General features: G+C 38.8%; 25 protein-coding genes. 22 read left to right on the top strand and 3 right to left on the bottom strand.

The genetic code is table 11. The features are described from left to right. The first annotated feature begins 47 nt into the window (after positions 1-47). The 9 genes from NFR27_RS09310 (at position 48) to NFR27_RS09270 (ending at position 7,660) form a co-directional block, all read left to right on the top strand. A complete protein-coding gene (locus NFR27_RS09310) occupies positions 48-2,216 on the top strand; it encodes a heavy metal translocating P-type ATPase (RefSeq protein WP_251455090.1) in 2,169 nt (722 codons plus the stop codon). Positions 2,217-2,692: 476 nt separating this feature from the next. Then, a complete protein-coding gene (locus NFR27_RS09305) occupies positions 2,693-3,043 on the top strand; it encodes a putative DNA-binding protein (RefSeq protein ID WP_251443337.1) in 351 nt (116 codons plus the stop codon). A gap of 1 nt (position 3,044) precedes the next feature. Next, on the top strand, positions 3,045-4,403 hold the full coding sequence (ffh, locus tag NFR27_RS09300) for a signal recognition particle protein (RefSeq protein WP_251455088.1): 1,359 nt from the start codon (positions 3,045-3,047) through the stop codon (positions 4,401-4,403). Positions 4,404-4,439: 36 nt separating this feature from the next. Further along, positions 4,440-4,703, top strand: coding sequence for a 30S ribosomal protein S16 (rpsP, locus tag NFR27_RS09295; RefSeq protein ID WP_251443333.1), 264 nt, complete (start codon positions 4,440-4,442; stop codon positions 4,701-4,703). A gap of 21 nt (positions 4,704-4,724) precedes the next feature. Beyond that, positions 4,725-4,952, top strand: a complete 228-nt coding sequence (locus NFR27_RS09290) for a KH domain-containing protein (protein WP_006556455.1) — start codon at positions 4,725-4,727, stop codon at positions 4,950-4,952. 13 nt (positions 4,953-4,965) lie between these two features. Beyond that, a complete protein-coding gene (locus NFR27_RS09285) occupies positions 4,966-5,373 on the top strand; it encodes a YlqD family protein (protein ID WP_251455085.1) in 408 nt (135 codons plus the stop codon). Continuing rightward, positions 5,373-5,870 (top strand): ribosome maturation factor RimM, encoded by a 498-nt coding sequence (gene rimM / locus NFR27_RS09280; RefSeq protein WP_251455082.1) that lies wholly within the window; start codon positions 5,373-5,375, stop codon positions 5,868-5,870. The genes NFR27_RS09285 and rimM overlap by 1 nt, the downstream gene beginning before the upstream one ends. Positions 5,871-5,967: 97 nt before the next feature. After that, positions 5,968-6,831 (top strand): tRNA (guanosine(37)-N1)-methyltransferase TrmD, encoded by an 864-nt coding sequence (gene trmD / locus NFR27_RS09275; protein ID WP_251455070.1) that lies wholly within the window; start codon positions 5,968-5,970, stop codon positions 6,829-6,831. 103 nt (positions 6,832-6,934) lie between these two features. Beyond that, entirely contained in the window at positions 6,935-7,660 is a 726-nt protein-coding gene (locus NFR27_RS09270) for a gamma-glutamyl-gamma-aminobutyrate hydrolase family protein (RefSeq protein ID WP_251443323.1), read from the top strand. A 143-nt stretch (positions 7,661-7,803) separates the two neighbouring features. Here the strand turns inward: NFR27_RS09270 and NFR27_RS09265 are convergent, their stop codons facing one another. From NFR27_RS09265 to NFR27_RS09255, 3 genes are read right to left on the bottom strand one after another with little or no spacing between them, the layout of a single operon-like run. Next, positions 7,804-8,163 carry a hypothetical protein gene (locus NFR27_RS09265; RefSeq protein ID WP_251455067.1) on the bottom strand — a complete coding sequence of 120 codons (360 nt, stop codon included), beginning with the start codon at positions 8,161-8,163 and terminating at the stop codon, positions 7,804-7,806. Then, the gene (locus NFR27_RS09260) at positions 8,160-8,741 is read right to left on the bottom strand and encodes a DUF1700 domain-containing protein (protein ID WP_251455064.1); all 582 of its coding nucleotides are present in this window, start codon (positions 8,739-8,741) and stop codon (positions 8,160-8,162) included. Before NFR27_RS09260 ends, NFR27_RS09265 begins: the two co-directional genes overlap by 4 nt. Beyond that, positions 8,734-9,057, bottom strand: coding sequence for a PadR family transcriptional regulator (locus tag NFR27_RS09255; protein WP_251455061.1), 324 nt, complete (start codon positions 9,055-9,057; stop codon positions 8,734-8,736). Before NFR27_RS09255 ends, NFR27_RS09260 begins: the two co-directional genes overlap by 8 nt. A gap of 245 nt (positions 9,058-9,302) precedes the next feature. On the opposite strand from NFR27_RS09255, the gene ruvC reads away from it, so the two are divergent. From ruvC to pepT, 13 genes are all read left to right on the top strand, one after another. Further along, positions 9,303-9,803, top strand: a complete 501-nt coding sequence (gene ruvC, locus NFR27_RS09250; RefSeq protein ID WP_251443310.1) for a crossover junction endodeoxyribonuclease RuvC — start codon at positions 9,303-9,305, stop codon at positions 9,801-9,803. Between the two features lie 139 nt (positions 9,804-9,942). Further along, complete coding sequence (ruvA, locus tag NFR27_RS09245) at positions 9,943-10,551, top strand: Holliday junction branch migration protein RuvA (protein WP_251455058.1); 609 nt, start codon at positions 9,943-9,945, stop codon at positions 10,549-10,551. A gap of 2 nt (positions 10,552-10,553) precedes the next feature. Next, entirely contained in the window at positions 10,554-11,600 is a 1,047-nt protein-coding gene (ruvB, locus tag NFR27_RS09240; RefSeq protein WP_371875196.1) for a Holliday junction branch migration DNA helicase RuvB, read from the top strand. After that, entirely contained in the window at positions 11,597-13,105 is a 1,509-nt protein-coding gene (locus NFR27_RS09235) for a SpoIID/LytB domain-containing protein (RefSeq protein ID WP_251455055.1), read from the top strand. The genes ruvB and NFR27_RS09235 overlap by 4 nt, the downstream gene beginning before the upstream one ends. 39 nt (positions 13,106-13,144) lie before the next feature. Next, positions 13,145-14,167, top strand: coding sequence for a tRNA preQ1(34) S-adenosylmethionine ribosyltransferase-isomerase QueA (gene queA, locus NFR27_RS09230; RefSeq protein WP_251455052.1), 1,023 nt, complete (start codon positions 13,145-13,147; stop codon positions 14,165-14,167). 197 nt (positions 14,168-14,364) lie between these two features. Continuing rightward, positions 14,365-15,474, top strand: coding sequence for a tRNA guanosine(34) transglycosylase Tgt (gene tgt, locus NFR27_RS09225; protein ID WP_251443299.1), 1,110 nt, complete (start codon positions 14,365-14,367; stop codon positions 15,472-15,474). A 52-nt stretch (positions 15,475-15,526) separates the two neighbouring features. Further along, a complete protein-coding gene (yajC, locus tag NFR27_RS09220) occupies positions 15,527-15,808 on the top strand; it encodes a preprotein translocase subunit YajC (protein WP_251455049.1) in 282 nt (93 codons plus the stop codon). Position 15,809: 1 nt separating this feature from the next. Beyond that, positions 15,810-16,373, top strand: a complete 564-nt coding sequence (locus tag NFR27_RS09215; RefSeq protein WP_251455040.1) for a 5-formyltetrahydrofolate cyclo-ligase — start codon at positions 15,810-15,812, stop codon at positions 16,371-16,373. 69 nt (positions 16,374-16,442) lie between these two features. After that, positions 16,443-17,699, top strand: coding sequence for a protein translocase subunit SecD (gene secD / locus NFR27_RS09210; RefSeq protein WP_251443296.1), 1,257 nt, complete (start codon positions 16,443-16,445; stop codon positions 17,697-17,699). Then, entirely contained in the window at positions 17,699-18,598 is a 900-nt protein-coding gene (gene secF, locus NFR27_RS09205) for a protein translocase subunit SecF (RefSeq protein WP_251455030.1), read from the top strand. The genes secD and secF overlap by 1 nt, the downstream gene beginning before the upstream one ends. A gap of 121 nt (positions 18,599-18,719) precedes the next feature. After that, entirely contained in the window at positions 18,720-19,928 is a 1,209-nt protein-coding gene (locus NFR27_RS09200; RefSeq protein WP_251455027.1) for an MFS transporter, read from the top strand. Positions 19,929-20,190: 262 nt separating this feature from the next. Beyond that, a complete protein-coding gene (locus NFR27_RS09195) occupies positions 20,191-21,765 on the top strand; it encodes an AbgT family transporter (RefSeq protein WP_251443293.1) in 1,575 nt (524 codons plus the stop codon). Positions 21,766-21,777: 12 nt separating this feature from the next. Then, entirely contained in the window at positions 21,778-23,043 is a 1,266-nt protein-coding gene (pepT, locus tag NFR27_RS09190; RefSeq protein WP_251455024.1) for a peptidase T, read from the top strand. The last annotated feature ends 674 nt before the right edge of the window (positions 23,044-23,717 follow it).

Here is a 23,717-nt window from a genome sequence, read left to right as displayed (position 1 = left end):
TAGGTAGTTATAGATGTAAAGAAAGAATTAGAAGGATGTGATTGGTTTTGAGTAGTCGAAGTAATGAATTTGATATTACAGGCATGCATTGTGCGGCCTGCGTTGCTCGTGTGGAAAAAGTAGTGAGTCGTTTAGATGGTGTAGCGGATGTGAAGGTCAATTTATTGACGCGTAAAGGAAGTGTAACCTATACGGAAGATAGTTCTGTAACCCCTGATGATGTAGTTAAAGCCATTACTGATATTGGGTTCGGCGCGTCTTTGGCGGCTGCTGGGGCTCATACCTTAGAAAAAGTTAATTATAAACCTCAATTATATCGTATGATTATAGCGGCCTTTATGGCCGTGCCGATGATGGCTAGTATGGTAGGTCATCACCTGTTTGGTTGGCCTATGTTGCCCCACTGGGTAGAGCTAATTTTAGCTACTATTGCTCAATTTGGTCCTGGTTTAGTTTTCTATCAAGGAGCTTGGGGGGCTATTAAAGGCGGCTCTTTGACTATGGATGTATTAGTCGCTCTGGGCACAACAGTAGCGTATGTATTTAGTATATACAATATGTATATTGGCAGTCATGACATGTATTTTGAAACGTCTGCTTGGCTTATAACCTTTATCTTATTAGGAAAAGTATTAGAAGAGGTGGCTAAGGGGCGTACGTCAGAAGCCCTTGAAAAGTTGATGAATTTGCAGCCTAGTATAGCACATGTACAGCGAGATAATCAGTGGATAGATATTCCGACAGCTGAGGTTCAAGTGGGTGATGTGCTACAAGTGCGAGCTGGTGAAAAAATTCCGGTAGATGGTGTTGTACTAGAAGGGCAATCTGCAGTTAATGAAGCCATGTTGACCGGTGAAAGTTTACCTGTTGAGAAAAGTACAGGGAGCAATGTTATTGGTGCAACAGTGAATGAAACGGGCGTTTTCACAATGAGAGCTGAAAAAATTGGTTCAGATACTATGTTGTCGCAAATTATTAAAGTTGTAGAAGCGGCACAGACTTCTAAGGCGTCCATTCAGCGCGTGGCAGATGTTGTAGCTGCTTATTTCGTTCCTACCGTTATTGGTTTAGCTATTTTAACCGCCTTAGTATGGTATTTTGGTTTTAATGCTACTTGGGGTGTAGCACTTATGCATGGCACAGCTGTATTGGTTATTGCCTGTCCTTGTGCATTAGGTTTAGCAACGCCAACCTCGATTATGGTAGGGTCAGGCTTAGGGGCTGAGCATGGTATTTTAATTAAAAGTGCTGAATTTTTAGAACGAGCAGGTAAATTAAATGCTATCGTATTAGATAAAACGGGGACTTTGACTAAAGGGACTTTAATGGTTAGCAAAACTATGCATTTTACTGGAACGGAAAAAGAGAACATTGGTATCATGACTGCTGTAGAAAATTGCACAACTCATCCAATTGCAAAAGCAATGGCTACTTTTGGCGCTAATGAGTTAGGTGGTGGTGTTTTACCTACGGTAGCTAGTTTTAAAGAAGTACCAGGTCATGGTCTTGAAGCAGTTGTAAATGGACAACAGGTTCAGTTAGGGCACAGTCGTTGGATGAAACAGTTAGGCTATATGGTTGATCATATAGACGAGGCTGTATTGCAAGAGGAAGAACGAGGTGCTTCGGTATCTTTATTGGCCGTAGATGGCACTATTAGAGCTTTGTGGGCCGTAGAAGATGAACTTCGACCAGAAGTTCCAGCAGTTATTAAAACATTGCAAGAACGTGGTATTGAAGTATGGATGCTAACTGGTGATAATCGTCGTACCGCTCAATATATGGCGGAACGGGCTGGTATTTCTCATGTTATGGCGGAAGTATTGCCTCAAGATAAAGCTGGTAAAATTGACGAACTTCGTAAAGCAGGCTATGTAGTAGGCATGGTTGGTGATGGAATTAATGATGCCCCTGCTTTGACATTAGCTGATATAGGTTTTGCCATTGGTAATGGCACGGATATTGCGGTAGAAGCGGCTGATATTGTTTTAGTGCGCAATGATTTACATACGTTAGCACAAGCAGTAACTTTAAGTCGCAAAACAATGGGCAATATTCGTCAAAATTTATTCTGGGCTCTTATTTTTAACTGTATTGGGATTCCATTGGCTGCCGTAGGACTTTTAACTCCTATTGTAGCTGGTACTGCTATGGCCTTTAGTTCAGTGGCGGTGGTAAGTAACTCTTTGCGTTTAAAACGAACTAGTTTAAACTAAGTAATTATTTATAAATAATTACTTAGAAACTGGTGATTTTAGTAATCAAGTAGTGTCAGTTTTTACACGTTTTGTTATCATTAAAACCATTGGTTATATTATTCTAGTTTTGTTATTGCTAAAAGTAATAACTGATATAAATAACTGAAATTTCACAAAATAAATATCTCGGTATATACTACTTAAAGAGAACGAAACTAAGAATCTGAAGCGAGCGGATTTTTAGTAAGATGTTCTAGTCCTCTTTATTAATGAGCGCTGCTAACTAAGTTACATTAATAAAGCTGAACTTCAATATTCACTACCGAGAAAGAAAAGCACCACGGCGAAGCGAGCGTCGTGGTGTTTTTCTGTGTAAATAGACGTGGATTACATTCTTTTTAAACTGTTAAGGGAAAAGCCTTGACACGTAGGAGTAACTTTGGTAGAATTACGTGTAAAGTTTTTTAGCTTGACACCGTGAAGGAGTGAGTCACATGGAAGAACGAGTATTAATTAGCTTGCTATTAGACTTCTATGGCGCTCTATTGACGGAGCGTCAGCAGCAATGTTTAGCCTTACATCATGAAGCAGATATGTCATTAGGTGAGATTGCTGAGCAATTAGGCGTTTCAAGACAAGCTATTTATGATAATATTGAACGAGCTAGACAATTATTAGAAATGTATGAAAGCAAATTACATTTAGTAGCTCAATATGAGAAGCGAGAAACCGTAGTAGCTGCTATGCGTAAAGAGTTAGACCACTTACAAAGTCGTGCGAAGGATGCTGAGTTTCAAACTTCCACGAATACATTATATCAGTTAGTTGCACAGATGGAGGGATAAGATGGCTTTTGATAATTTAACACAAAAATTGGAAGAAGTCTTTAAGTCCTTAAAAGGCAAGGGAACGATTAGTGAAGACGATTTGAAACAAGCCTTACGTCAAGTGCGTTTAGCCTTAATTGAAGCGGATGTAAATTTAGGTGTTGTTAAGGACTTTGTTAATCGCATTAAAGAGAAAGCCATTGGCGAAGAAGTATATGGCTCACTGAATCCAGTACAGACTGTTATTAAAATCGTTAAAGATGAGTTAACAGAGTTATTGGGTGGGGTGCAAAGTGGCATTACTATTTCCTCTAAGCCACCAACGGTGATTATGCTCGTTGGTTTGCAAGGGGCTGGTAAAACAACAACAGCTGGCAAATTAGCAGTGTATCTTCGTAAAAAGGGCAAGCATCCAATGTTAGTGGCCGCCGACGTATATCGTCCAGCTGCGATTAAACAGTTGCAAGTCGTAGGCAAGCAAATTGATATTCCTGTCTTTGCCAACGAAACACCAGGTGCTAATCCGGTAGATATTGCGCGCGATGCTATCAACGCTAGTACCTCTATGCTAAAAGATGTAGTTATTATAGATACGGCAGGTCGTTTAGCGATTGATGAAACGTTGATGACTGAGCTGGTTAATATTAAGCAATCTGTTCGACCTCATGAGATTCTTCTTGTGGTGGATGCTATGATTGGTCAAGATGCGGTACAAACAGCTCAAACCTTCAATGAACGGTTAGGCATTGATGGCGTAGTCATGACGAAGTTAGATGGCGATGCTAAAGGCGGTGCAGCCTTATCCATTAAATCGGTAACTGGACGTCCTATTAAATTTATGGGGACCAGTGAAAAGATGGATGGTCTTGAAGAATTCCGTCCAGAAGGTATGGCATCACGTATCCTCGACTTAGGCGACTTAGGCGCTTTGATTGATCGTACTAAGGAATTGGTGAATGAAGAAGAAGCTAAGGAATTAGCTATGAAAATGCAACGCAATGAGTTCACCTTAGATGATTTCTTAAAACAGATGAATCAAGTCCGTAAGATGGGGAAATTCCAAGATTTAATTGGTTTAATACCTGGTATGGGTAAGATAAAAGACCAATTAAAAGATATTGATTTAGATAGTAAAGAAATTCGCCGTATTGAAGCGATTATCCAATCGATGACGCCAAAAGAAAAAGCGAATCCTAAAATATTGAACGGGTCCCGCCGCAAGCGTATTGCTATGGGTTCTGGTACTCGTGTGCAAGATGTAAACCGCCTCATTAAGCAGTTTGAAGAAGCACAAAAAATGATGAAAAAAATGGGATCTATGCGTAAAGGTAAAAAAGGTATGCTACCAAAACTACCAAACTTACCATTTATGGGTTGATCATAGAAGAGATTCTAATAAGGAGGTGAAGTATATATGTTGAAAATTCGTTTAACTCGTTTGGGTGCTAAAAAAGCTCCGTTCTATCGTATCGTTGTAGCTGACTCCCGCGCTCCTCGTGAGAGTCGTCCAGTAGATACTATTGGTCAGTACGACGCAACTAAGTCCCCAGCTATTATCAATATTGATGAAGAAAAAGCATTGACTTGGTTGGGTAATGGTGCACAACCAACTGACACTGTTCGCTCCCTTTTCAAACAGCACGGTGTTATGCAGAAATTTGCTGACGCTAAGAAGTAATTCATAGAGAGGCATACTGTGATGAAAGAATTAATTACATTAATTGCGAAGTCATTGGTTAAGCAGCCTGAAGCCGTTTCTGTTACCGTGACCGTAAAAGGTGATGTGGAAGTCTATGAAGTTCACGTTGCACCGGAAGACATGGGTAAGGTTATTGGAAAGCAGGGCAGAATTGCTAAAGCAATCCGAGCTGTCGCAAAAGCAGCAGCTATTAAAGAAAACAAAAAAATATCCGTTGATATTGTCTAAAGGGTGAGAAAACATGGAAGCAATGACGGTACGCGTCCCAGTGACGATTAAGTCGAAAGTTACAGAAGGGCTCAAAGCTAAGCTTGTTGCCGATCTTCAGCAGCGTTTAGAGCTAGTTGAGCAAGACTTACAGCAAATTGAGTTTCAAGCAAAACGCTTATTAAGTGAACAAGCTAAACTTGATGCACAAGGCCTTATTCAATTACGCCAGCAGATTGAAGAAGAAAAGCAGAAACGTTTAAACTTTAAGGCGGAAGTAGCAGCCAAATTAAAGGATGCGGAAAAGCTTGAACTTGGTTCTGAGATTGCTCAGGGCACTATGGAACAGACTATTACAGTTAAAATCGGGGATAATCTCGATTCCTTAATGGGTTCTGAAATCTTGCTTGAAGATGGCAAGATTATCGCATTTCGCCAATAATGGATCGGAATGAGTTAATTACCATAGGTATTATTGTTGCCCCGCACGGTGTGCGGGGTGATCTTCGTATAATGCCGCAAACCGATTTTCCTGATCGGTTTTTGACGATGGATGTGTGCTACATTGATGGTAAGGAATACCACATTACATCTGCTCGTTTTCATAAGCAATTTATTTTAGCTACCTTTAATGAAGTGCCTGATCGCAATGCAGCAGAATTGATGGCTCGTAAAGAAATTCAAGTGCGTCGTGATGAATTAGTAGAACTTCCTGAAGGGCGCTATTATATTTTTGATATTATTGGTCTTACCGTGGAAGATACGAAAGGTAATATACTTGGCACTGTGTCTGAAGTATTACAGCCTGGTGCTAATGATGTATATGTAGTCAAACAAGAAGGGCAACCTGATTTATTGCTACCTGTATTAGATCATGTGATTTTAGACATTAATATTGAAGCTGGAAAAATTATTGCTGATCCACCAGAATGGATTTAAGAAGTAGCTAAGACTTAGGTATGTAAAACGTCTAGATAAAGTATTTCTTAGAATGAGAATTGCTAGGTAGTGGCGTTAGAAAGGATAATGTAAGACTATGAAAATTGACATTATTTCTTTATTTCCTGAGTTCTTTGCTGCTTTTTTTAATCACTCTATCATTAAGCGTGCTATGGCAGCTAATCGTTTAACTATGGCGGTTACGAATCCTCGTGATTTTGCACATAATAAGCATGGGCAAGTGGATGATACACCTTATGGCGGTGGGGCTGGTATGCTTATGATGGCGCCACCCATTTTCGAAGCTGTGGAACATGTGTTACATAATACCGCACTAACAGTAGAAGATAGTTCTCAGGAGGGAATTGTTGATAATGTGGATACCATTGATACGGTTGATATGGCTGATACTAGTCTTGTGGCTAATAGACTGTCACAAGAACCTGTTTCAGAGCTTCGCAAACGGGTGATTTTTTTAGGACCTACAGGTACTACTTTTAATCAAGCAAAAGCGCGTGAGCTTGCTACATATGATCAATTAGTATTGATTTGTGGTCATTATGAAGGCGTTGACTATCGTGTAGAAGAACATTTGGTGGATGAGACAATTTCGATTGGAGATTTTGTTTTAACCGGTGGTGAATTACCAGCGATGATTGTAGCTGATGCAGTAGCGCGTATGATACCAGGCGTGTTAGGGGCTGCGTCAGGCGCTATAGAAGACTCCTTTTATCGGCCTATTTTAGAAGGACCACAATATACTAAGCCACCAGTGTATCGTGACTGGGCTGTGCCTGAGGTATTGCGCAGTGGGCATCATCAAAACATTGCCAATTGGCGTTTACAACAAGCTTTATTACGCACCTTACAGTTGCGTCCTGATTTATTGGAGCGAGAGCTAACTGGTGAAGAGGAACGAGCAATAAAAGAATTGAAAAAACAAGGTTTATGGAATCCATAAGAAAAGGATATCATAGACCTTGTTTTTTTCTAGACTATTTGTTGTATAATGAAAGCAATGAAAGATTTACCAAGTCATTATATTTATAAAAAGGGTGATTATTATGAAACCACGCATTGCTATTACAGCCGATACATATATGGAGGCTACGCCGCGTACTAATTTACAGCGAGCCCCTTTTGTTTCAAGAGAATTAGTTGAAGTTATTGCTAAACTAGGTTGTATTCCTGTTATTTTGCCAGATGTGACAAATGCCATTGGGGAAGATTACTTAGCTTTGTATGATGGTTTAATTGTGCATGGTGGGCCTGATGTAGATCCTCATCTATTTGGTGAGGAGCCCATTCGACAAATTGGTACTATTAATTATAAGCGGGATTTGTTTGAACGAGAGTTAATTTTAGCAGCTGCAAAGGTCAAAAAGCCTATTCTTGGTATTTGTAAAGGGGCTCAAATGATTAACGTTGCCTTGGGCGGCACATTGTTTCAAGATATAGATACGCAATGTGAGGGGGCGTATATTAAACATTCGCAAGATGCCCCAGGTGGTTATCCTACCCATACTGTCAATGTAACGAAAGATAGTTTTTTGCATTCTGTATTGGGGCTTACTACTTTGGTGAATTCTCGTCATCATCAAGCTATCCGTAATGTACCGGCTGGTTTTGCGGTTACGGCGACTAGTCCTGACGGCATTGTTGAAGGGATTGAAAATCGAGATGCTTCCATTGTAGGAGTACAGTGGCATCCTGAAAATATGTGGCAAGAGCATGAGGAGATGTATGCCTTATTTGAAGCTTTTGTAGCAAAAGTAAAAGATAGAATGTAAAGGTTGATATATTTAACTCTGTTATATTTATATTTAAATTAAAAAGCTGTAACCTATGGGCAATAAAATGTCTCATGAGGTTACAGCTTTTTTGTGTAAAGTAATTTATTGTTGATTATCGTTGAATGGTTAGTGTTGGGGATTTATGGTTGAGGTGCCGGTGCAGTAGTTGGCACAGCTCCTTCATTGGAAGTCTGATTTGGTGGCGTTGGAGCCATTGGGGCCGCTGTTGCTGGTGGTGCAGTTGCTTCTGGAGGCGCTGGTGGTACTGCTCTAGATTCGGTAGTCGGTGTATTTTTTTGCCACTCTTTAGGTTGACGATTTTTCATATCCTCTTTGTGCATATCTTTATGCGTATCGCGATGTTCATCTTTGTGCATAGTAGGTCTTACTTCTGTTTGATACCAGTGGTTTAAGTTTGATAAATCATTTACTACTAAGGAAGTTAAACCAATACCAAAGCAGAAAATGGTGAGTAAGACTGTAATTAAAATTCGTTTCATCCGAGAACCTCCTTAACTTTTTTTGCCTTATATTGTTTGAAGCACTCTTGACCAATGAATAGACAAGTAAGGCCAGCGCCAACCCCTGTTAAGAAGAAGGCTCCAATTGTTACTAAAGATACAGCTGGTAATGGAGCTACATCAGCTAATGGTTGCCATTGAATACTTAATAGATAGGTTAAGATTAAGGTGATAAACCAGCATAGCGCAGCTAGGGCGTATGATAAGGTGCCACTGGTAATAAAAACAGCCTTAGAAGCTTCCTGCCAATAATGGGGCAGTTGAGGCTTCATGGTTGTGTGAAACTCTTCTTGGGCTTTATCTAACATATCTTTTATATCTTCTTTTAAATCCCCCTTTAAGAGCCCTTTCTTTTCTGTAATAATCCCTTCAGATAGGTAGGCTTCATAAATTTGCTTTGGCTCACCAAGCGCTTGAATAATAGCTTCATCAGTTAGATTTTGTTCATAGCCACTTCTAAAATGTTCTTCATAGTCACTAATGATTTCTTGCATATCTTCTGCCTTGGCGTGACGAAAGTAATAGCGTAATAAGTCTAAATATTGCTCTTTAGTCATGATGATTCACTCCTTCTAAAAATCGATTGACTGCACTGGAGAAGTTTTGCCATTCCAGTAGCATTTCACGATAATTTGCTTTACCAGTGGAGGTAATTCGATAATATTTGCGTGGGGGACCACTGATGGACTCCTCCCAATAAGTTTCTACTAATGTATCTTTTTGTAAGCGTTTCAAAAGAGGATAGATAGATCCTTCTGACATTTCTACATAGTCTGAAATAGTATCAACGATTTCATAACCATAATGGTTTTTTTGAGTTAATAAACCTAATACTAATAGTTCTATAACTCCTTTCTTAAGTTGTGTTTTCATGGCAACTCCTTTATATCACTATTGTGTATTGACAACTACATAATAACACAAGGTATAAAATAATACAAGGTACTAAATATTAAAATGTTGATGAAGAAAAAAGCATATAGTGTTTTATGTACTCGGTGTAAGCATATCAATAGGGTGCAAAACATAGGCTATTTTAATCGTATTTCTGTTTGGTCTATAGCGTAAGAAATGCTATAATAAAATGATAGTATTAGATAGAGTAAAGGAGTTTTACCGTGCGTATTATAGGCATAGATCCAGGGACTGCTATTTGTGGTTATGGCATCATTGATGTAGAAGGAAGTCGATTGAAAACAGTGGCTTATGGTGCCATTACAACAACTCCACAAGACACCGATGCAATGCGCCTTGAAATATTGTTTAACGATTTAAGTGATGTACTAGAAGAATATGAGCCAGATAAGTTCGGCATAGAAAAATTATTCTTTAATCGCAACGTAACAACAGCTATTACGGTTGCACAAGCTCGAGGTGTTATTTTATTGGCTGCTAATCAGCGGCGCATACCTATTTATGAGTATACCCCTTTGCAAGTCAAACAGGCTGTGGTTGGTTATGGTAAGGCGACCAAAGAACAGGTCATTTATATGACTATGAATATGCTTGGTATTCGAGAGAAAATCAAACCTGATGATACAGCGGATGCTTTGGCAATTGCTATCTGTACCGCACATAGCTCACATAGTGAAGATTTACGGCGCCGCATTCAAATATAAGAATAGCGTATTCAAATATAAGGATAGCGCTTCAAATATGATAAGAGTGGGGCCTAATAATAAATAAGATTATAATATAGACCCCATATAATAAATTAAGATTGTAATATAAATTTGTTAATTAGTAGGAGGCATATCCATGATTGGATTTGTGCGAGGTATAGTGAGCCATATTTTTGCGGGCTCCTGTTTTATTGATGTTCATGGCGTAGGCTATCGCTTATATATATCTGGCAGCACGCGAGATACTTTAGTAGAAGGAGCCGAAGTTTTATTATATACGCATATGAGTGTTCGTGAAGATGCCATTCAATTATATGGATTTGCGACACAAGATGAATATGAGTTATTTATGCTATTGATTTCGGTTTCTGGTATTGGTCCTAAAGTAGGTCTTGGAATTTTGTCAGGTCTCTCTGTAGATGGAATTAAAGTAGCTATTATGAATGGTGAGTTGACAACGCTTACCAAATTGCCTGGTATTGGTAAAAAATCAGCGGAGCGTTTAGTGTTAGAGTTAAAAGATAAAATTGGTAAGTTTACTACGGCTCCTAGTAGTACGGCTACAGCTACAATTTCACCGACTGTTACGCGTCTCGGGGTAGCTGGTGAAGTTGCTGAAGCATTGCTCTCGTTGGGTTATAAAGAGTCCGAATTTACGGAAATCTTAACGCAACTGGATGATGGACAACAAGATGTATCCACCTTGTTGCGGCAAGTTTTATCTGAATTGGGAAAAGGTAGGTAACCATGAAAGAAGAAATACGAGTAGCTGATAGTGAAATGCGTATTGTTGGCAAAGAGGAGCAAATTGGCGACTCTTGGCAATTTAGTTTACGCCCACGATATTTACAAGAGTATATTGGCCAAACCGATGCAAAAAATAATTTAAAAGTATATATTCAAGCTGCCAAAGAGCGTAATGAAGCGTTAGACCATGTTTTACTTTACGGACCACCGGGTCTTGGTAAAACAACCTTGGCTGGTATTATTGCTAATGAAATGGGTGTTAACTTTCGCATTACTTCTGGTCCAGCTATCGAACGAGCTGGTGACTTAGCAGCATTACTTACTAATCTACAGGCTCATGATGTGTTGTTTATTGATGAGATTCATCGCTTATCGCGAACAGTAGAAGAAGTATTGTATTCAGCCATGGAAGATTATTCGCTTGATATCATCGTGGGGAAGGGGCCTAGTGCTCGTTCCGTGCGTATTGATTTACCACCTTTTACTTTGGTAGGAGCGACAACGAAAGCAGGCGCTTTATCAGGGCCTTTGCGTGATCGTTTTGGCATTATTAGTCATTTAGAATACTATAAACAAGACGAGTTAGAGTTCATTGTTAAGCGCGCTGCTGATGTGCTTAATACATCTATTACAGAAACTGGGGCTGCAGAAATAGCACGACGTTCACGGGGAACTCCACGAATTGCTAATCGTTTGTTAAAGCGTGTTCGTGATGTTGCGCAGGTGTTAGGAAATGGCGTCATTACCGATGTAATTGCTGATGATGCTTTAGAACGGTTAGACATTGATCAAATTGGTTTAGATCGTATTGATAGACGTGTATTAACGGCTATTATTGATAAATTTCAAGGTGGTCCTGTAGGGATTGACACAATTGCTGCCTCCATTAGTGAAGAACGGGATACAATTGAAGATGTATATGAACCGTATTTAATGCAATTAGGTTTTTTAGTGCGTACGAATCGGGGGCGAATGGCTACCCAATTAGCATATGATCATTTAGGAATTACGAATCCTAATGCTAATCGTGATAAGGGGGCTTTATGATAGGCAAGATTTGGCAAAAAGCGCTAGTAGCTACAGTTTTAACGTCGGCTCTTACTTGTAGTTTTGTAGCTGAGGCGGCTATGATTATAGTGACTAAAGAAGGTGGCAGTAGTTCCACGACTACAACGACTATAAAAACACCGACTAAGACCACCGAATCAACGACAACGGTAGTGACAAAGCCAAATAAGGATAAAAAGACGGCTACAACGACTAAGACTACAACTGTTACGACGACTAAAACGTCAACTACCACTGATTCAACTAAAGGACAGGGTGAGACTAAGCATACTGTTAAAGTTTCAAAAGTGCCTGCCTTTTCAGAAGGTGTGGAAGCCAGTGTGCCACCAGTTCGAGTGCTGTTAGGCAGCCGTACCACCTCTTGGGTTGCGGCAGGCAGTGGTAAAATGGCTGTATATACTTTAAATAAAACAGCTTTGCCAAAAGCCACGACTGGTGATGCTGTTGTGGTGGCTGTAAAAAACAATAAGATTACTGTAAATGGTAAAGCTGTAGAGGGTGGCATATATATTAAATCCTGGCAGGGAAATACGCCAGGCACTATGTTAGTCGATAGTAAGCCGTATCGAGGGGCTATTAAGGTAGTGCCAACTTCTTCGGGGGCTATGATGCTCATTAATGAAGTAGGCTTAGAGGATTATCTATATGGTGTTGTTCCTGCTGAAGTAGTGCCAAGCTGGCCGCAAGAGGCACTGAAAGCACAAGCTGTAGCAGCGCGGACCTATGCGTTATATAATATGAAGCAAAGTGTTAATAAAGCCTATGATGTGCAGCCTAATACAAATCATCAAGTATATAATGGGCAAGCAGCTGAGTTTGCCAGCACGACTAAAGCCGTAGATGACACGAAAGGCATGGTTATGAAATATAAGGGACAGCTTATTGAAGCCTTGTTCCATGCCGATGGTGGCGGTTATACAGAAAATAGTGAAAATGTATGGGGCAGTGTAGTTCCTTACTTACGGGGCGTTAAAGATTATGCACAAAATGGTGATAGCTCGGCGTGGACAGTTAAACTCACTCGGTCTGCTATGGAAGCTAAATTAAAAGCGGCGGGCAAAGATGTAGGGACGTTAAAAGAAATTAAGCTTAGCACTTTGCGTAAGCGCCCGATTAAACAGGCTGATCGGGGCGTATCGGGACGAGTACTGACAGCTACTTTTGTAGGCTCTAAAAAATCTCTTACTTTGAGTGGCGATACCATTATGAAAATATTTGGTCTTAAATCCACTTTGTTTGATTTTTATGTAAATGTTAAAACGCCTACCTCAGCGGATAGTTTTAAAAATCCAAAAGCATATCATACATTTAAAAAAGCAACTGATACGGTATCAATTCGTGGCTACGGCTGGGGACATGGGTTAGGCATGTCACAATGGGGAGCTGCGGCTATGGCTGCTAAAGATGGCGGCAAAGGAAAGGATTACTATAAGCAGATATTGACACATTATTATACAGGTGTGTCTGTTGAAAAAGAATATTAGAATAAAATATTAAAGGATTAGAAAGAAGGAACGTTTACCATGAAGGTAACAGATTTTGATTATGAATTACCAGAAGAGCTAATTGCTCAACATCCTGTAGAGCCACGTGATACGTCTCGACTTATGACGTTGAATAAAGTGACTGGGGAAATTGGGCATACACCACATTTTTATGATATTGTTGACGAATTATCTGATAATGATGTATTGGTGTTTAATGATACTAAGGTAATTCCAGCTCGTTTGTATGGGCATCGCAAAGGGAGTGGCGGCAAAGTAGAAGTGCTCTTATTGACTCCTTGTGGTGACAATAAATGGGAGTGTTTGGTAAAACCAGGTAAGAAATGTCCTATTGGCCAAGAGTTGGTTTTTGATGACCGATTAACAGGGACTGTAGTGGACAAAACAAGTTTTGGTGGCCGAATTATTCAATTTGAAACACAAGGTGTATTCGACGACATTATTCAAGATATTGGTGAAATGCCATTGCCACCATATATTCATGAAAAGTTAGAGGATAAAGACCGTTACCAGACGGTGTATGCTCGAGAAAAAGGATCAGCCGCAGCCCCTACAGCGGGTTTACATTTTACGCCTGAATTATTAGAACGAATTAAAGCTAAAGGAGTGACCTTGGCTTTTGTAACCCTGCATGTTGGCTTAGGTACATTCCGTCCTGTATCAGTCGAAACGATTGAAAATCATGAAATGCATAGTGAATATTATGTAGTCACTGCTGAAACGGCTCAACTTATTAATGAAGCGCGTCAAGCGGGTAAGCGAATTATTGCTGTTGGAACTACATCTGTGCGAACATTAGAGTCTGCTACGAAAGATGGGGTTTTACAAGCGGGTCATGATTGGACACAAATCTTTATTTATCCTGGATACGAATATAAGATGGTAGATGCGCTTATAACGAACTTCCATTTACCACAGTCTACCTTGTTGATGCTTATTAGTGCGTTAGCTGGCCGAGAACATTGTTTAGTGGCCTATGAAGAAGCTGTTAAGGAACGATATCGCTTCTTTAGCTTTGGCGATGCTATGTTTATACGCTAATCGAAGTGTTACTTTAACTTCGGAGATACCTTTATAGGCCTTGACACTTTAAGTTGTTAGTATCCAGATTTTACAATACATTTAGCTAGGTATTTAAGGGACTGTGATTGTGAAAAAATCTAGGTATGAGTAATAAATTGTGTTATAATAGTTACTTGATAGGTTACAGTTAGCTATAATTAGATAGGAGGATACGCTTGGTTATTACCTATGAATTGCAAAAAGAATGTCCCCATACAGGTGCACGAGCGGGACTTCTACATACACCTCATGGTACATTTAAGACTCCTATGTTTATGCCCGTAGGAACACAGGCTACGGTGAAAACAATGTCACCTGAGGAATTAAAAGAGATGGGTGCTCAAATTATTTTGAGTAATACGTATCATTTGTTTTTACGTCCTGGCCCAGAACTAGTTGAAGAAGCTGGCGGGTTACATCGTTTCATGAATTGGGATGGTGGTATCTTAACCGATAGTGGTGGCTTTCAAGTATTTAGTTTAGGTGATTTGCGTAAAATTACAGAAGAGGGTGTGGCTTTTCGCTCTCATATTGATGGCTCGAAGAAGTTTCTTTCTCCTGAAATCGCCACGAAAGTACAAGAGCAATTAGGTGCTGACATTGCCATGGCTTTTGATGAATGCATTCCGTATCCTGCTGATTATGCTTATGCTGACCGATCAACTGCACGGACGACTCGTTGGGCTGAGCGTTGTCGTGAAGCTCATACATCAGCGACTCAAGGTATGTTTGGCATTGTCCAAGGTGGTATGTATAAAGATTTACGTACTCGTAGTGCTAAAGAATTAGTAGCAATGGACTTTGATGGTTATAGTATTGGTGGTTTATCTGTTGGTGAACCTCATGATATAATGTATGATATTTTAGAGCATACTACACCGTTATTACCTACTAATAAGGCCCGTTATTTAATGGGGGTAGGTACTGCTGACTGTTTAGTCGAAGGCGTGGCTCGTGGCGTGGATATGTTTGATTGCGTATTTCCTACGCGTGTGGCACGTAATGGTATGGCCATGACACATAATGGTCGTGTAACTATTAAAAATGCTACATATGCCCATGACTGGGGGCCTATCGAAGAAGGTTGTCAGTGTTATGCTTGTCGCAATTACTCAAGAGCGTATATTCGTCATTTATATAAGGCGGAAGAAATTTTAGCATTCCGTTTAGTTTCGTATCATAATTTATATTTCTTGTTGAATTTCATGCGTCAAATGCGTGCTGCTATTTTAGAAGATCGCTTCCCAGCATTTAGAGATGAATTCTGGGCTGGTTATAAAAAGTAAGAGCTTACGACGTTGAAAGATATAGATAGATGTGTTTTGGAGGTGACTCAAAGTGGCAGATTTAGAACAATTGTTTCAAGCTGGCTGGCCGATTTTGTTAATGGTGGTAATTTTTTATTTCCTTTTGTATCGTCCACAGAAAAAACAGCAAAAAGCTCGTAATGAACTTTTAAATAGCTTGAAAAAAGGTCAAAAAATCGTAACGATTGGTGGCATTTATGGCACTATCAATTCTTTGTCTGATGAAGTAATTATGCTTCAAATTGCTGAAAAAGTTGAAATTAAAGTGGCTCGTTCTAGCGTAGCACATGTGCTAGGCAAAGATGACAAATAATATGGATAAGCAAACGATGCGCCTTGCTTTTAAAGCAAGGCGCCAAGCCATGTCTGAGGGTGAATGCAACGAGCGAGGCCAAGCCCTTTGCGAACGTATTATGGCCAGTGAGGCCTATAAAAAGGCTCATACAATCATGGCGTATTTAGCGATGCCCAAAGAAGCTAATTTAGATAGGTTAATTGAAAAGGCCTTAGCAGCAGGTAAGAAAGTATATGTACCTGTTTGTGTTAGTAAAACAGAGATGATAGCAGCAGAACTAAAAAGTTTAGAGGCTATTACACTAGGTGTTTTACGAATTCGGATTCCAGCAGAACCATATGAATGTATAGCACCTACAGACTTAGACTTGATTTTAGTACCTGGCGTAGCTTTTGATGTAGCTGGTGGCCGCATGGGCATGGGAGCTGGTTATTATGATCGCTTTTTAGCTGATGTATCGGCTGAACGTTGTGTGGGTGTTGCTTGGGACACACAAGTTGTGTCGGAATCAATTCCCATGGATGTTCATGACAAACGGTTAGGTGCGTTGATTACAGACAAACAGAGTTTACAATTTAAGTAATTTATATTGTAAAAGGGTTACTTAAATTAACAATCTTTTAGATGTGTAAAATTAAGGAGGGGGCATATTTTGAACGGTAAGGCGCTGGCAAAATTTCTTGCGGCCATTGCCATTATTGTGGCTGCGTTTATTTATTTCATTGGGCCATTAGCTCAATCAATTAAACAAGGTCTTGATTTACAAGGTGGTACGCATATTGTTCTTGAAGCAGAAGATGCAGGGGAGAACAAAGTAACAGATGATGCGGTAGATAGAGCTCGTCAGATTCTCGAACGCCGTATTAATGAAATGGGCTTAGCTGAACCTTTAATTCAGCGTGAAGGTAAAAAACGTATTATTATTGAATTACCAGGGGTTAAAGATCCTGACCAAGCGATTAAAACTATTGGTAAAACAGCGGTTATGGAATTTAAAGATGAAAATGGTGTTGTTCATCTAACTGGTAATGATTTAAAAGATGCTAAAGAACAAATTGGCCAGAATAAACAGTTTATGGTTGGTATTGAATTTACTGACGAAGGGGCCAAGAAGTTTGGTGATTTGACAACTGCTAATGTAGGCCGTCATATTGGTATTTATTTAGATGGCGAACAGTTGACTAATCCTGTAGTTAATGAACCAATTACGGGAGGTAAAGCAGTTATTACTGGTAGTCAGACTTTAGATGATGCTAAGAACTTAGCTATTTTGCTTCGTTCAGGGGCATTGCCAGTGAAAGTAAATGTATTGGAAGTTCGTACTGTGGGTCCAACATTAGGTCAGGACTCTAAAGATAAATCGGTTACAGCCTTTGCTGTAGGGATTGGCTTAATTGTAGCTTTTATGCTTGTACTATATCGTGTGTCTGGTTTTGTGGCGACGATGGCACTGTTAATCTATGTATTAGCGTTACTTGCAGTGTTGCATTTCTTAGAGGCTACTTTAACATTGCCAGGTATTGCCGGTATTATTCTTTCTATGGGGGTTGCGGTAGATGCGAATATCCTTATCTTTGAACGTTTTAAAGAAGAGGTACAAGTGGGGAAAACCTTGCGTATGTCTATGGAATCTGGTTTCCGCCGCGCCTTTGCAACTATCGTAGATGCTAACGTATCCGTTATGATTACGGCAGCCATCCTATTTGTGCTTGGATCTGGTTCTGTGCGTGGCTTCGCGGTTACTTTGGGCCTAGGTGTATTAATTAGTATGATTACCGCTGTTTTTGTAAGCCGATACTTATTACGGATGCTCATTGAATGTAATTTAACGAACCATCCATTCTGGTATGGTGCCAATGTATCGCCTACAGCTACTATGGAATTATATAAGAAAGGAGGCAAAAAATAATGCGTTTTGATGTTATTAAACATCACCGTTGGTGGTTTATTTTGTCTTCAATCTTAGTGATTGCTAGTTTAGCATCTATCTTTGTAAAAGGTTTTAACTGGGGCATTGATTATACTGGTGGTACGATTGTAGAAGTTCGGTTTGAACAACCAGTACAAGTGTCTCAAGTGCGTGAAGATTTGAAACAATTCGGTTTAGAAAATGCCATTATTCAGTTGTCTGGAGAAAGCTCTGCCACTGAAGGGGATGATGTTATCATTCGTACACGTAACCTTGATGCTAATGAAAGTGCGGCTATTGTTAATAGCTTAAATAAAAATGTAGGTCCTAATGAAGTTAAACGTGTGGAATCGGTAGGGGCTGTTATTGGCTCTGAAGTTACTGAACATGCGTTGATTAACTTGGCCATTTCGTTCTTGGTATTAGCGGCTTATATTTCTTATCGTTTTGAATATCGTATAGCCTTTTCTTCGTTGGCAGCTATCTTTCATGATTTGATTATGGTATTAGGTGTATTTTCCTTCTTCCAGTTAGAAATTGACGCCTCATTCTTGGCTGCGATACTTACTGTAATCGGTTATTCTATGAATGAATCTGTTGTTATTTTTGACCGTATTCGTGAAAACACGCATACTCACAAACGGTCTGATACTTTTGCTGACTTAGCAAATGCAAGTATTGCTCAAAGTATTCATCGTAGTTGTTACACTTTATCAACTGTATTATTTGCATGTTGCTCCTTGTACTTCTTCGGTGGCGATACAACGAAGAACTTTGCCCTTTGTATGATTGTAGGTTTCGTTAGCGGTGCTTATTCTTCTATTTGTGTAGCTACTTCGATTTGGGCTATTTGGAAAAGTCGTAATAAAAAAGATATTCGTAATGCAGTTAAAGCTTAGTATCGTTAGTTAATTCTTTATTACGCAAGTCTGTTGTTAATAGACTAAATTGAGTTTTGACATTTGAAAACACAGTGGCCTTTTGGCTACTGTGTTTTACGTTTTCAGAAAGGAGAGAGATATGGAAGAACAGAATATGGCATTGGCTCACTCTGAAAAAGCGAATAAAATTTGGAGCGCTGAGTTTTTGGGCTGTGGACTTAGTAGCTGTTTATTTTATATGAGTCAGTATGTACTAATTGCAGGCTTGCCATTAATTATTACAGCAGTTTATGGGGGAACTGCGTTTCAAGCGGGCTTAGCTATGACATATTTTCAAATTGGTACTATTTTGTGTAGACCATTTGCCGGTGAAATTATAGATGGCTTTGATAAGCGAAAGGTATTGTTTTTAACAACAGGCATATTTTTGCTTATTATGATTGCTTTTAATTTTACTACTTCTATGGATTTAATTTTTCTATTGCGTTTGTTACACGGTATGATTTTTGCCATAGGTACGACGGCGGTAGCTGCGGTTGCTGTATTAGTCTTACCTAAACATCGCAAGGGAGAAGGGATTGGCTATTTTTCCGTCTTTGTCAATGTAGCCATGGTTATTGGTCCTTTCTTAGGTTTAACTATATTAGACTTATGGGGAACGGATGCATTTTTTATATTTTTGAGCATATCTGCTTTTTTAGGCTTTTATGCAGCTAATCGTAAGCGGTTGAATGAAGAGTTAGCTTTACCACGGCTAGCTAAAAAAAGACCGTGGAATTTTGATCGTTTCTTTGAAAGAAATACTTTGCCTTGGGCTATCATTGGTGTATTTATTAGCTTTAGTTACTCTGGTGTTTTAGTATTTGTACCTATTATGATGACTGAAATGGGACAAGGCACAATGGCTAGTATATTCTTTGTGCTATTTGCTGTTACTATTGTTGTTACGCGCCCTTGGGTAGGCAGAGCTTTTGACCAATTAGGAGCGAATAAGCTTATTTATCCTGGATTTATCCTATATTTTATTGGGATTATTATATTAAGTTTGGCAACGTCTCCTTGGTGGATTATTGCTTCGGCACCTATTATTGGTTTAGGCTATGGTGCAATTAGTCCTGCATTTCAAACACTAGGAGTGCAAGCGGCAGCTTCTGAACGGGCAGGGGCCGCTAATGCAACGTATTTCTTATCTCTTGATATTGGTGTAGGTTTGGGATCTGCTATTTTAAGTTTGGTCATTGGTTGGGTTGGTTTTGCCATGATGTACCAAATTAATGCCTGTATCGCTATTGCAGGACTCTTTATTTATCACTTTTATGTGAAACGTTTTTATAAACAAGATATGTAAAGGCTTATAAGTTAACACGCTAAGATAAAATTCTTGGCGTGTTTTTTTGTATACAGTATATATTAAAAACAAATGTATACTGTCAATTGACATAATATAGACGGATTGATAGTATGGTAGTAATACTAATAGATAGGTTAAATCCTAAAAGGGAGGTGGCTCTAGTTTGTGTGGATAATCTAGTAGTTATTACAAATAGTAGCAATGCTAATAGAATTCAACGCTAATGGCATTCATATATGGGTAAGAAAGGGGTGCTTGTATGGCTAATCAGCAATCAAATCAACCGAATATAAATGATGTACAACCGGTTGGTGGATTTTTAGGATGGCTAGAACGGATGGGGAATAAAATTCCCGATATTACAATGCTATTTATTGGCGCTTTTGTTATTACTTGTGTAACATCAGCGTTTTTCTCAACTATGCACTTTGGCTATATTCATCCAACTACTGGAAAAGAAATTATGGTCACTAATATGTTATCCGCAGAGTCGTTGGTAACATTGATGACAAAAATGGTTGGTAATTTTGCAGGGTTCCCACCATTGAGTATGGTTATTGTAGCTACTTTAGGGATTGGGATTGCTCAAGGATCTGGTTATATTAATACTGGTTTAAAGAAGATTTTGGTAATTACGCCTAAATTTTTATTAACGCCAATAGTTATTATTGTTGGTATGCTTAGTCATTTGGCTCCAGATAGTGGTTATATGATTATTATTCCTATTGCCGCTTATTTATTTTATGCATCAGGGAAGCATCCGTTAGCAGGGGTAGCGGCTTCATTTGCAGGGATTGCAGGTGCCTTTGCAGCTAACTATACACCATCTGCAATTGATCCAGTTATTCAAGGTTTCACACAAATGGCAGCGCAATTAATAGACCCGTCTTATGAAGTGAATGTACTTTGTAACTACTTCTTTTCTGTAGTTGCTACAGTACCGGTTATTTTTGTTTGTTGGTGGGTTACAGAGAAAATTACAGAGCCATGGTGTCGCAAAGCTTGTCCTTTGGATGCTGATTTAGATGTATCCGAAGATGCAATGAAACCAATAACAGCCAAAGAAAATAGAGCATTTTATATTGCATCAGTTGTCCTCTTATTAATGCTAGTTGGCTTAGTGTTAGCCTTAATGCCAGCTGATTCTTTGCTTCGTGATCCAGATGGCAATATTGCAAGTTTTAAAGCGCCTATTATGCAATCGATTGTAGCAGTTATTTTTCTTTTAAGTGCCATTCCAGGCATTGTGTATGGGATTATTAGTGGTAATTTCAAGAGTTCCAAAGACTTTACTAAATCTATGGAAGAAATAACTCATACTTTAGTACAATTAATTGTATTCTACTTCTTTGCGGCTCAATTTATGTATGCGTTTGGCGCTTCCAATTTGGGTGCTTTAATTGCGATTGCTGGGGCTGAATTCCTAAAATCATTGGCATTACCACCACAAGTGACGGTTTTTGGCATTATCGTGTTTGTAGGTTTGCTCAATTTATTAATTACTTCAGCTTCTGCTAAATGGTCTATTTTGGCACCGATTTTTGTGCCTATGCTTATGTCAGTTGGTATTGCGCCTGAATTAACGCAAGCTGCATTTAGAATTAGTGACTCTGCAGTTAACGTATGCACACCTATGTTTGCATTCTATCCGTTAATCATTATTTATTGTCAAAAATATTACAAAAAAACCGGTGTAGGCACATTAAGTAGTTTGATGTTGCCACATACGATTGCCTTATTAATTGCTCTAACAATAGTATTATATATTTTCTGGTGGTTAAACATTCCACTTGGTTTCCAAGCTGATTATGTATATCCACGTCAAATGTTTTAAGGAGGTTTCCTAATGTTGGTGAAACGAGAGGAATTAGTAGAACGTTTTTTGAAATATGTGCAGGTGCCTTCACAGAGTAAATCAAATGGAGGTGTACAGGTACCAAGTACAGACAGTCAATGGGATATGATTCATCTTTTGCGTGAAGAATGTGATGCCCTTGGTTTAGTTGATTTACATATCAGTGATAAAGCTGTTTTAACGGGGCGTTTACCAGCTCATTTGCCGGATAACTTTACTGGCACTGTGCCAGCTGTTGGTTTTTGTGCTCATGTAGACACTGTAGATGTGAGTTTATCACCAGAAGTACATCCACATATTGTTCACAATTATGATGGGGGCGACATTATACTAAATGAGTTAGCTTCTATTACGATGAAACGAGCTGAACATCCAGAATTAGCAGCTTATGAGGGACAGGATATTATCGTTTCAGATGGAACAAGTGTGTTAGGCGCTGATAATAAATCGGCAATTGCTAATATTATGACAGCTTTACATACCTTGGTAGATGATACATCACGTTATCATGGTGACATTTATGTAGCCTTTGTGCCAGATGAAGAAGTAGGCTTATTTGGCTCAAAAAATATGGATTATACAAAATTCCCTGTAGATTTTGCATATACGATTGACTCTTGTGAACTAGGTGAAGTAGTTTATGAAACGTTCAATGCTGGCAGTGGTACGGTAACGATTCAAGGGGTTAGTGCACATCCTATGAGTGCTAAAGGGGTATTGGTGAATCCTACATTAGTGGCGGTAGACTTTATTAATATGTTTAATCGCGAAGAAACTCCAGAATGCACAGAAGGTAAAGAAGGGTATATTTGGTGCCAAGGGGTGCAATCTAATCAGTCAACGGCGATAGTTTCACTGAATATTAGAGATCATGACAAAGTGAAATATGAAGCAAAGAAAGAATTGATTAAAGAAAATGTAGCGAAACTTCAAGCGCAATATCCGAGAGCCATGGTTACGTGTGAATTAAGTGATACCTATGGTAATATTGCTGATGCTATAACAGACGATAATAAAAAAGCGATTGATTATGTCTATGAGGCTATGGAACGGCTAGGAATTACATCGAAAACAATTGCTATGCGTGGTGGCACAGATGGATCTTTTATTTCAACAAAAGGCATCTTAACACCAAATTATTTTACAGGTGCTCATAATTTCCATTCTAAATATGAGTTTTTGCCAGTGGAGTCATTTTATAAGTCCTATGAAATGACATTGACCTTAATTCAATTAGTATATGAAAAAGCTAATTAGAATAGCTAGTAATTCTTTTTGAAATTTGGTAATTTTTTTAGAATTCTATTTTGGCAATTATCTTAGAATTCTATTGGTTTTATTAGGGTTTTAATAATTATCTCAAAAATTAAATCAAAATCACTTTTAAAGTTTAGATTTTAAGTAATAATTTAGTATAGATGTGATGTTATTAATAACATCACATCTTTTTTGTGAAAAATTGAAAAAAGGGCTTGACGTTTATGGACTACTTTGGTAAGATAGTCAAGTCGTCACTTGAGGGTACTAATTATGAGGTAGCCAGAGGGTGAAGGCAAAGACACTTTCACTGCAATAGGATGCAATTAAATTCTGAGGTATTGAAATGTGTTGTCAGTTGTAACTGATTTATTTCAAATTCGTCAAAAACTTGTAAAAAGTTGTTGACAGAATGTAGTGATGATGTTACAATGTAAAAACCGTCAGCGATGATGGCGAAGAAAATGCAAACAAAATATGCAGAGATTGCAAGTTTTGTTTGATAGCAGATCTTTGAAAACTGAACAATGTAAGGTAATCATTTCTAACGAAATGAACATAGCCAGAGTGCGGGTTTCAACAATGTTGAAACCAACCAAAAAATTCTAAGTTAGATAACTTCGGTTAAGCTAACAACAACGAAAACGAGCTAGCAAATAGCTCCAAGATATCTT

The organism is Veillonella intestinalis (assembly GCF_943192895.1).
GTDB lineage: Bacteria > Bacillota > Negativicutes > Veillonellales > Veillonellaceae > Veillonella_A > Veillonella_A intestinalis.
The sequence above is the reverse complement of the archived record's forward strand: the minus strand, read 5'-3'. Positions and strand labels throughout refer to the sequence as shown.

Excerpts from the sequence above, each read along its gene's own strand:
- ruvB (WP_371875196.1), top strand. The coding sequence starts at position 10,554 with ATGAAAGAAGAAATACGAGTAGCTGATAGTGAAATGCGTATTGTTGGC.
- NFR27_RS09290 (WP_006556455.1), top strand. The coding sequence starts at position 4,725 with ATGAAAGAATTAATTACATTAATTGCGAAGTCATTGGTTAAGCAGCCT.
- pepT (WP_251455024.1), top strand. The coding sequence starts at position 21,778 with ATGTTGGTGAAACGAGAGGAATTAGTAGAACGTTTTTTGAAATATGTG.
- NFR27_RS09270 (WP_251443323.1), top strand. The coding sequence starts at position 6,935 with ATGAAACCACGCATTGCTATTACAGCCGATACATATATGGAGGCTACG.
- queA (WP_251455052.1), top strand. The coding sequence starts at position 13,145 with ATGAAGGTAACAGATTTTGATTATGAATTACCAGAAGAGCTAATTGCT.
- NFR27_RS09235 (WP_251455055.1), top strand. The coding sequence starts at position 11,597 with ATGATAGGCAAGATTTGGCAAAAAGCGCTAGTAGCTACAGTTTTAACG.
- rimM (WP_251455082.1), top strand. The coding sequence starts at position 5,373 with ATGGATCGGAATGAGTTAATTACCATAGGTATTATTGTTGCCCCGCAC.
- trmD (WP_251455070.1), top strand. The coding sequence starts at position 5,968 with ATGAAAATTGACATTATTTCTTTATTTCCTGAGTTCTTTGCTGCTTTT.
- ffh (WP_251455088.1), top strand. The coding sequence starts at position 3,045 with ATGGCTTTTGATAATTTAACACAAAAATTGGAAGAAGTCTTTAAGTCC.
- ruvA (WP_251455058.1), top strand. The coding sequence starts at position 9,943 with ATGATTGGATTTGTGCGAGGTATAGTGAGCCATATTTTTGCGGGCTCC.
- NFR27_RS09255 (WP_251455061.1), bottom strand. The coding sequence starts at position 9,057 with ATGAAAACACAACTTAAGAAAGGAGTTATAGAACTATTAGTATTAGGT.
- secF (WP_251455030.1), top strand. The coding sequence starts at position 17,699 with ATGCGTTTTGATGTTATTAAACATCACCGTTGGTGGTTTATTTTGTCT.
- NFR27_RS09285 (WP_251455085.1), top strand. The coding sequence starts at position 4,966 with ATGGAAGCAATGACGGTACGCGTCCCAGTGACGATTAAGTCGAAAGTT.
- NFR27_RS09265 (WP_251455067.1), bottom strand. The coding sequence starts at position 8,163 with ATGAAACGAATTTTAATTACAGTCTTACTCACCATTTTCTGCTTTGGT.
- NFR27_RS09260 (WP_251455064.1), bottom strand. The coding sequence starts at position 8,741 with ATGACTAAAGAGCAATATTTAGACTTATTACGCTATTACTTTCGTCAC.
- NFR27_RS09195 (WP_251443293.1), top strand. The coding sequence starts at position 20,191 with ATGGCTAATCAGCAATCAAATCAACCGAATATAAATGATGTACAACCG.
- NFR27_RS09200 (WP_251455027.1), top strand. The coding sequence starts at position 18,720 with ATGGAAGAACAGAATATGGCATTGGCTCACTCTGAAAAAGCGAATAAA.
- rpsP (WP_251443333.1), top strand. The coding sequence starts at position 4,440 with ATGTTGAAAATTCGTTTAACTCGTTTGGGTGCTAAAAAAGCTCCGTTC.
- NFR27_RS09305 (WP_251443337.1), top strand. The coding sequence starts at position 2,693 with ATGGAAGAACGAGTATTAATTAGCTTGCTATTAGACTTCTATGGCGCT.
- NFR27_RS09215 (WP_251455040.1), top strand. The coding sequence starts at position 15,810 with ATGGATAAGCAAACGATGCGCCTTGCTTTTAAAGCAAGGCGCCAAGCC.